The organism is Mesorhizobium sp. M7A.F.Ca.CA.002.05.1.1 (genome assembly GCF_003998335.1).
GTDB lineage: Bacteria > Pseudomonadota > Alphaproteobacteria > Rhizobiales > Rhizobiaceae > Mesorhizobium.
Genome location: NZ_RZQI01000282.1, coordinates 1 through 6,586, shown reverse-complemented (window position 1 = coordinate 6,586; position 6,586 = coordinate 1). Strand labels below are relative to the sequence as shown.

General features: G+C 62.4%; 5 protein-coding genes and 1 pseudogene. 4 read left to right on the top strand and 2 right to left on the bottom strand.

All coding sequences use genetic code 11. The annotated features are described in order from the left end of the window. Both EN939_RS16070 and EN939_RS16065 read right to left on the bottom strand, forming a co-directional pair. A pseudogene (locus EN939_RS16070) lies at positions 1-328 on the bottom strand (anthranilate phosphoribosyltransferase); the annotation flags it as partial. Next, the gene (locus tag EN939_RS16065) at positions 325-2,217 is read right to left on the bottom strand and encodes a SurA N-terminal domain-containing protein (protein WP_127268770.1); all 1,893 of its coding nucleotides are present in this window, start codon (positions 2,215-2,217) and stop codon (positions 325-327) included. The pseudogene EN939_RS16070 and the gene EN939_RS16065, both read right to left, overlap by 4 nt. Positions 2,218-2,362: 145 nt before the next feature. Here EN939_RS16065 and tpiA point away from each other — a divergent pair, with 145 nt between their 5' ends. The 4 genes from tpiA to EN939_RS16045 form a co-directional block, all read left to right on the top strand. Further along, positions 2,363-3,130 (top strand): triose-phosphate isomerase, encoded by a 768-nt coding sequence (gene tpiA, locus EN939_RS16060; RefSeq protein WP_127268769.1) that lies wholly within the window; start codon positions 2,363-2,365, stop codon positions 3,128-3,130. A 170-nt stretch (positions 3,131-3,300) separates the two neighbouring features. After that, positions 3,301-3,771, top strand: coding sequence for a preprotein translocase subunit SecG (gene secG, locus EN939_RS16055; RefSeq protein ID WP_127268768.1), 471 nt, complete (start codon positions 3,301-3,303; stop codon positions 3,769-3,771). 211 nt (positions 3,772-3,982) lie between these two features. Beyond that, positions 3,983-5,110 carry a L,D-transpeptidase gene (locus EN939_RS16050; RefSeq protein WP_127268767.1) on the top strand — a complete coding sequence of 376 codons (1,128 nt, stop codon included), beginning with the start codon at positions 3,983-3,985 and terminating at the stop codon, positions 5,108-5,110. A gap of 146 nt (positions 5,111-5,256) precedes the next feature. Next, positions 5,257-6,586 (top strand): CTP synthase (locus tag EN939_RS16045; protein WP_164751018.1); only part of this gene is annotated, 1,330 nt, incomplete at its 3' end.

Below are 6,586 nucleotides of genomic sequence, written 5' to 3'. Positions count from 1 at the left end.
GTTTGGCAACCGGCACGCCGCTGCCGGCAACGACGAAGGCCGATGCCGTCGAAATGTTGACGCTGTGAGAATTGTCGCCGCCGGTGCCGACGATGTCGATGGCGTCGGTGGGCGCGTCGACGTGCAGCATCTTGCCCCGCATGGTTGCGACGGCGCCTGAAATCTCGCTCACCGTCTCGCCGCGCACACGCAGCGCCATCAGGAAACCGCCGATCTGGCCGGGGGTCGCGTCACCCGACATGATGATGTCGAAGGCCTCGCGCGCTTCCTCGAAGGAAAGCGCGCTACCGGTCGCGATCTTGGCGATATGGGTTTTCAGCGCGCTCATCTTGTCGAGGCTTGGGCGACGGCGGCCTGGTCGATGCGAACGTCGTACTGCGTCTGCAACTGCGCCACCAACTGGTCGAGCAGGTCATCCGACATGCCGGAGGTGAAGGATTTCTGCGCGTCGTCCGGCACCGAACTGGCATCGGCTCCGGCGGGCTCGAACACTTCGGCGACCTTGTACAGGATCTGCCCGTCTCCGGTGGGTGAGGGGACCAAGCCGGTGCCGCCTTCGCCGACACCGAACATCGCTGCCGCACCCTCCTTACCGAAGTCGACATCGTCAGCCTCACGCTTGACACCGCGCTTGGTCTGCTTTTCGAGCTTCAGTTCGCTGGCGATGACATCGAGCGTTGCGCCGGCCTTGAGCCGCTTTTCCAGTTCGTCAGCCTTGGCGGCCAGCCGCTTGCTTATTTCCGCCGCCGTCCAGTCGGCGACGACTTTCTGACGAACCTCATCCAGCGTGCGGTCGCGAGCCGGCGTGACGGACGCCACCTCATAGAAGACGAAGCCGTTGTCGGCTGTGGTCAAGGCATCGTTTTCCGTGTTGGGTTCGGCGTCGAAGACGGCTTTGATCAGCTCCGGCGATTGCGGCAGGTCCTTGACGATGCTTGCATCTGGCCGCAGTCCACTGCGATCGATGGCGTCGATGGTGACGACCTTAAGCTTCAGCTTGGCCGCGGCCTCCGCCAGCGAACTGCCGGCGGCGCGGGTGTCATCGTAATTGTCGCGCACGTCCAGTAGGATGCGACTTGCCTCGCCCAGCGCCAGATCCTTGCGGATCTGATCGGACACCTCGGCCAGTGGCTTCACCACCTCGGGCTTGATCTCGGTGACGCGCAGCAGCACCGGACCGAAGGCGCCTTGCACGACCTGACTGACTTCATTGGCGTTGAGCGAAAAGGCCGCGTCGGCGACCGCCTTGTCGGCGATCTTGTCCTTGGCAAGCGTGCCGAGCAACGTATCGGCCGGCGTCTTGCCTTCGGCCGTGACAAGCTTGTCGAAAGTGGCGCCGGCCTTGAGCGAATCGAGTGCGGCCTTGGCCGCATCCGGCGTCTTGAACACGAGCTGCTCGACGGTGCGCAGTTCCGGCGTGGTGTAACGCGCCTTGTTCTTGTTGTAGTCGTCGCTGACCTGGCTGTCGGTGACGGCGGTCGTATCCATGATGTCAACGGGTTCGAGGCGGACATAGGAAAATTTGCGGTATTCGGGTGCCGCATATGTCTTCTTGTTGGCTTCGAAATAGGCCGAGAGCACGCTATCGGACGGCGCCGCGATCGGCTCGACCAGTGCCTTGGGCAGCGTCAAATAGTCGATGGTGCGGTCTTCGCCGCGATAGAGCGCAACCGCCTTGAAGAAAGTGTCCGGAGCCTTGAGGCCATCCGAGACCGCCTCGACAATTTGCTGGCGCACGGCCACCTGGGCACGGTTCTTCAAATAGTCCTCGGGCCGCATGCCGATCTGCTGCAGCATATATTCGAACGTTCTGCGGTCGAACTGGCCGCCCGGGCCCTTGAAGGCTGGGTCCTCGCGTGTCAACTCGGCCAGCCGATCCTTGGAAAGTCCGAGGCCCAGCTTGCGGGCCTGTTCGTCGAGAACGGCACCAGAGACGAGCTGAGCCAACACCTGGTTGTCGACGCCGAGCGCCTTTGCCTGTTCGTGGCTGAGACGTTGGCCGAACTGTTGCGACATGACGGCGAGCTGGCGATCGTAGGCGAGACGGTATTCGTTGATCGATACTTTGGTGCCGCCGGCGGTTATCACCGAATCGTGGCCGGCAAGACCGCTCATCAGCTGCCCGGAAACGCCCCAGACCAAAAAGCTGAGCACCAGCAGCACCAACAGCCCCTTCGCGACCCAGGTGCCTGCCGCGTTTCTCAATATACCAAGCATTTTTACTTCCGATTTATGCGCATTTTCGCACGCGCCGAGTCTGAAACAAGCGCAATAGCGCCCTTCCGGCCCACTGTCGATTGCTTTGTGGCCTGATTTTGGTAGTGAGGGCCAGAGCCCCGATATCATCCGGAGAAGCAAACCCATGACGCCAGGAATTCGCCCGCTCGTCGCCGGCAACTGGAAAATGAACGGCACCAGCGCCTCGCTCAACGAGCTCCGGATGATCGGCAACGGTTTCATGAGCGGACTTGACGCGGAGACCGAAGCGCTGGTTTGCGTTCCCGCAACCCTGCTTGCTCACGCCGCGGAGATCCTGTCACGCACGCCGGTGCATGCCGGCGGTGAGGATTGCCATACCAAGGAGAGCGGCGCCTACACCGGCTGCATCTCGGCGGAAATGCTCAGGGATGCCGGTGCGAGCCATGTCATCGTCGGCCATTCCGAATGCCGCGAGCAACGCGGCGAGGATGACGCCACTGTCCAGGCCAAGGCATCCGCCGCATGGCGTGCCGGGCTTGTTGCCATCATTTGCGTCGGCGAAACGCATGAACAGCGTGAAGCGGGCGCCACGCTGGACGTGCTGTCGCGGCAGGTCGATGGTTCGGTCCCGTCAAGCGCCACCCCATCCAACACCATCATTGCCTATGAGCCGGTATGGGCGATCGGCACCGGCCTGACGCCGACGGCCGGCGATGTGGCGGCAGCACATGCACATATCCGCGAAAAGCTGTCGGAAAAGCTCGGCGGCGTCGCGGCGAAGATGCGCATTCTCTACGGCGGCTCGGTCAAGCCCTCCAACGCGGTCGAACTGCTCGGCGTCAGGAATGTCGACGGCGCGCTGGTCGGCGGCGCCAGCCTGAAAGCGGCGGATTTTCTCGGCATCGCCGAGGCTTATCGCAATATTGCCTGAAGACATTCGCTCCGCCGGACAGGGCTTCCGGTGCACGAAATCGTTGCAAAGGACGGGTTGCTTCCCATATTCCGGCCACGGGCTTGGAAATGCCGTCAAAGCATTGTATTGAGCCGCCTCCAATTCACCGGTCGTGTCCGCGGCCGGGCAAGGCCTTGCCAGGATAAACTATGGAAACCGTACTGATCGTCATCCATCTCATGGTCGTGCTCGCCCTTGTCGGCGTGGTGCTGCTGCAGCGTTCCGAAGGCGGCGGCCTCGGCATCGGTGGCGGATCCGGCTTCATGACCGCGCGTGGTGCTGCCAATGCCCTGACGCGTGCGACGGCGATCCTGGCGGCCGCCTTCTTCGCCACGTCACTGACACTGTCGATCGTCGCCCGCTACGGCGAGAAGCCGATCGACATCCTCGACCGCGTGCCGGCGACGTCGGACGGTGCGGGCAAAGGCGTGCTCAACCAGTTGCCCGGCACGACCACCCCGGCGCCCGCCGGCAGCACCACGCCGACGCCGCCTTCCGGCAACGACGCTGCGGCTCCAGCGACTGCCCCGGCCACGGCGCCTGCCGCCGGTTCGACGCCGCCGGCGACCAACGGCACGGCTCCCGCCGCACCGGCGACCCCGCAGGTCCCGAACCAATAGTCTTCCACGCTTGAAACCGCGATCTGTGGTCGTTTGAACACAGTCGCGGCAAATGCAGCAAGATCACGAAGATTCGACAGGGTGAGGCGGGGCCTCGCGCTTGAGGCAGCCGCGCTTATTCGACTATAGATTGCGCGCGGCATTTCCGGCGCCCTTGGGGGGCGCTGGGCGACGCCGTGGGCAACAAGCATAGAACGATCGGATCTTCGCCATGCAGCTTCGCAGCTTCATTTTCCTGGGACTTTGCGCCGCACTCGGCATGAGTTCCCCAGCCTCCGCCGGCGTGCCGGCAAATATGGCCGCACAGCCTTCGGCTGAAACAACTTCTGCAATCAACGTCGCCGTCAAGAGTGATGCGTCGCAATTGAAGCTTCTCAAGAAGAAGAAAAACCCGACGCCCGACGACCTCGCCCAGATCAAGAAGATCGAGGCCAAGATCGTTGCCGACAAGGAAGCCGCCAAAGCCAAGGCGCTCGAAGCCAGGAAACTGGCGATGCGCGAGGCGGCCAAGGCCAAGGCCGACGCTGAACGGCAGGCGTTCCTGGCCAAGAAGGGCAAGGGCGCGCAGGCAACCCAGGTGGCCGATGCCAAGCCAGCCAAGAAGCTGGTTGCCAAGATCATCGAACCAATCGAACCGATCGCGCCGATCCAGTCGGCCGAGCCGCTTCCGGCAGAGGCGATGAACATCGCCCTGACCGGCAACAATGGCGAGTTGCGTAGCGAGGTCATCGGCCAGAAGCAGCCGAGCAGCGGCGGTTTGTTCGCCGGTCTCTTCGGCGGTAGCTCTTCCTCTTCGTCGATTTCATATCTTCCCGAGACACGGGCTCTCGACCAGGCTCTCGCCAAGAGGGAAGCCAAGAAGCAGTTCAAGGTGAAGCCGGAATTCGTGCCGCAGGACGTGGAATTCAGCGGTTACGCTGCCGGCACCATCGTTATCGACACCAGCGCGCGCCGCCTCTACCTCGTCGAATCGTCCTCCACCGCGCGCCGCTACGCCATCGCGGTCGGCCGCGACGGCCTGCAGTTCAAGGGTACGGTTGCAGTCGGTGACAAGCAGGAATGGCCGCGCTGGATCCCGACGCTGGACATGCAGAAGCGCGAGCCGAAGCATTACGGCCAGTATAAGGACGGTATGCCCGGCGGTGGCCAGAATCCGCTCGGCGCGCGCGCCATCTATCTCTATGACGGCAAGAAGGACACGCATCTGCGCATCCACGGCACCATTGCGCCGCAGTCGATCGGAACCAGCGCTTCGAATGGTTGCTTCCGCATGATCAACGAGCACGTCATGGACCTTTACAGCCGCGTCAGGGTTGGCACCAAGGTCGTCATCATCTGACGTTTTCGTCATCCTGCCGAAAGGGCCGGCTCAGCCGGCCCTTTTGTTTTGCCTTGTTCACGATCCAAGCGCCTTCTTGGGAAAAAAGCTTCGCGGCGGTTTTTTCTCTGGCGGAATCAATCCGGCCGCGTTAAGCGATGACTCCCATGGCGCGATATGTATTCATCACAGGCGGCGTGGTTTCCTCACTTGGAAAAGGCATTGCCGCAGCGGCCCTTGGGGCTCTCCTGCAGGCGCGAGGCTATCGCGCACGCATCAAAAAACTCGATCCCTACCTGAATGTCGATCCAGGCACGATGTCGCCGTACCAGCATGGCGAAGTCTTCGTCACCGACGATGGTGCGGAAACCGATCTCGATCTTGGCCATTACGAGCGCTTCACAGGCCGCTCCGCCAACCAGCAGGACAACATCACCACCGGCCGCATCTACAAGAACATCATCGAGCGCGAGCGGCGCGGCGACTATCTCGGCGCAACCGTGCAGGTCATCCCGCACGTCACCGATGAGATCAAAAATTTCGTTCTCAACGGCAATGACGATTATGATTTCGTGTTGTGCGAGATCGGCGGCACGGTCGGCGACATCGAGGCGATGCCATTCCTGGAAGCTATTCGTCAGCTCGGCAACGACCTGCCGCGCAACAACGCCGTCTACGTCCATCTGACGCTGATGCCCTACATCCCGACGGCAGGCGAGCTGAAGACCAAGCCGACTCAGCATTCGGTCAAGGAGCTGCGCGGCATCGGCATCGCGCCCGATATCCTGCTGGTCCGTGCCGACCGCGCCATTCCCAAGGAAGAGCGCAGGAAACTGTCGCTGTTTTGCAATGTGCGCGAAAGTGCCGTGATTCAGGCGCTCGACGTGCCGCATATCTACGATGTGCCGATGGCATACCATAGGGAAGGGCTCGATTCGGAAGTGCTGGCCGCCTTCGGCATCGATCCGGCGCCGAAGCCGCGCATGGAGCCGTGGCAGGCGGTGTCCAACCGCATCCACAATCCTGAAGGCGAGGTCACCATCGCCGTTGTCGGCAAATATACCGGCCTCAAGGACGCCTACAAATCTCTGATCGAGGCGCTCTCGCATGGCGGCCTTGCCAACCACGTCAAGGTCAAGCTCGACTGGATCGAATCGGAGATCTTCGAAAAAGAGGATCCGACGCCCTGGCTGGAAAAGGTGCATGGCATCCTGGTCCCAGGCGGCTTTGGCGAGCGCGGTGCGGAAGGCAAGATCCTGGCGGCGAAGTTCGCGCGTGAGCGCAAGGTGCCGTATTTCGGCATCTGCTTCGGCATGCAGATGGCCTGCATCGAGGCAGCGCGGTCGCTGGCCGGCGTCGAACATGCGTCTTCGACCGAGTTTGGTCCGACCGAGGAACCGGTGGTCGGCCTGATGACCGAATGGCTGAAAGGCAACATGCTGGAGAAGCGCCGCGAAACCGGCGATCTCGGCGGCACGATGCGGCTCGGCGCCTATC

What these genes read in the sequence shown, in the direction of transcription:
- secG (WP_127268768.1), top strand. Translation starts at nt 3,301, where the DNA reads ATGGAAACCGTACTGATCGTCATCCATCTCATGGTCGTGCTCGCCCTT.
- EN939_RS16065 (WP_127268770.1), bottom strand. Translation starts at nt 2,217, where the DNA reads ATGCTTGGTATATTGAGAAACGCGGCAGGCACCTGGGTCGCGAAGGGG.
- EN939_RS16050 (WP_127268767.1), top strand. Translation starts at nt 3,983, where the DNA reads ATGCAGCTTCGCAGCTTCATTTTCCTGGGACTTTGCGCCGCACTCGGC.
- tpiA (WP_127268769.1), top strand. Translation starts at nt 2,363, where the DNA reads ATGACGCCAGGAATTCGCCCGCTCGTCGCCGGCAACTGGAAAATGAAC.